The organism is Bartonella sp. AA97HXZ (assembly GCF_042196985.1).
Taxonomy (GTDB): Bacteria; Pseudomonadota; Alphaproteobacteria; order Rhizobiales; family Rhizobiaceae; genus Bartonella.
In genome coordinates this window covers 1-1,882 of record NZ_JBHIRC010000060.1, presented here as the reverse complement: position 1 = coordinate 1,882, position 1,882 = coordinate 1, and the positions used below count along the sequence as shown (strand labels likewise).

At 36.2% G+C, this 1,882-nt stretch carries 1 protein-coding gene and 1 pseudogene; both read right to left on the bottom strand.

Annotation, left to right across the window (positions count from 1 at the left end; genetic code table 11):
• On the bottom strand, positions 1-713 hold a 713-nt coding region (locus ACFINE_RS09620; protein WP_375621876.1), incomplete at its 3' end, for an ABC transporter substrate-binding protein.
• A 908-nt stretch (positions 714-1,621) separates the two neighbouring features.
• Positions 1,622-1,882: pseudogene (locus ACFINE_RS09615) on the bottom strand (ABC transporter substrate-binding protein); the annotation flags it as partial.

The following is a 1,882-nucleotide window of genomic DNA, read 5'->3' as shown; positions in this document are numbered from 1 at the left end:
TCCCCCCAATAATTGGAGCTTGCACGCAACAAAATTCCTTCTCCAGGGCGCCAACTCTCTAGCTGATAAGGACCAACACAAGCAGAATGGCTTGCCAAATACCGGTTTCCCATATCACCATTTTTTTCGTGTTTCATGAGTGTTTCACGATCAAGCAAAGCAAGAGTACGACTAGTGGCAAAATGGCTAAGAATGAGCTCTGCTGGATAAGGTTTATCAAATTTCATCACAACCGTTTTGTCATCCGGTGCTTGAAAAGCCTCATCAACGTTTTGTTCTGTAATCCCATATTCATTAAATGTCGCCGCAGTAGCCATCTTCAATTGAACAACCCGCTTCATGCTCCAAATAAGATCATTGGCATTCGCAGGACGACCATCGTTGAACTTCAAACCATCACGCAAATGAAAAGTAATCACCGTACTCTGATCATCACTTGAAACATCCCAACTCTTCGCTAAAGAAGGAACCATTTTAGCAGCATCATCTGTAGCAGAAACGACTAAATTATCACAAACATTAACAAGAACTTCATTACCATAACGGTCATTGATTTGTGCGGGATCAAATGTACTTATTGTATCAAGATTCCAAGCCATCACAAGCGTATCGGCAGGTGTTTTCGCTGAAACTTGTTGCACAAACATCCCCATTGCAAGAACAGCAGAAACAAAAGAACTGCCCTTTTTCAATATTTTTCTTTTCCCGTTCATAGAATTTTCCTTTTAAGATTTAAGGTTATTGTATAACTTCCCATGTGACAACATGCAAAAATGATAAGATCATGCTTAGAAAACACGCCTCCTAGAGGTAAAATATCAAAATCTCTAAAAGCAGCAGCCACTTTTCAAAAGCTCCTTCCCTCCCAAATACGTATAGAACAAACGAACATATGCAACGCAAAACGATCTGATTAAAATGAAGCTATCACGCACGATAGCACACGACATCACGGCACTTATAATTCAGAGCATATCAGACCAAAATCCTTCCTTGCTTCATTAAAAAGATTTCTTTTTCAAGTTTCTTCTTGCGATTTTCTAAAAAGTATCATCAAAGCGCTACTCTAATTGCTTCAAAAGCCTCAAAACAATTTGATATTTTGATGATCCTGAATAAATTTTTTCGTAACCATTTTCACCCTTCTTCAGAAGAAAATTCGAACTTTATTATAACTCCGTATCAAATAACAGCTTCGAACCTATAGATTATCATATTTTAAGTCATAAGGAATGTAACCTGAGGTATGAGAAGAGTAGCTTGATGTTTCCCCACGTACCCGCATACAACAGTTTTTCTCACCAAAACATTTTATAAAGTCCCCATTTTTTCAGAAACACTAAACTTTGCTTTATTCGTTACACCTGTCTTTTGCAACAAACAAATTTATTACCTTCTATACATATAAATTGAAATATCAAATATTAATATCTATACACGTAGAATTTATCGAGATAAATAACCTCTCTTCCCAATAGAATTGTTTTGAAACAAAATTCTCTACACAACATAGTAATCCATTCCCGATAGAATTCAACGTATTGCAAAGTATTAAAGAGCTTTGCAATACATCAAATATATCATGACCATGTTTTTTATATTTTATAAACTTGATACCTTCTTATTTTTCAATTGCACTATAAAAAATACGTGGTGCACTATTCCAAACCCATTTTTTGACATCAGGTGTCATCGCTACAGAAACATATGTCTGATAGATAAAAGCATAAGGCCCTTTCTGCATAAAATCACGTTGTAAATCAGCATACATTTGCGCCCGTTTTTTGGGATCTTTTTGAAACAATGCATCTTGAACCTTTTGATTCATAGTTTCATCCAAATACCCATGGCACCAACTCGCATAGCCTGTATTTTTAGCCTC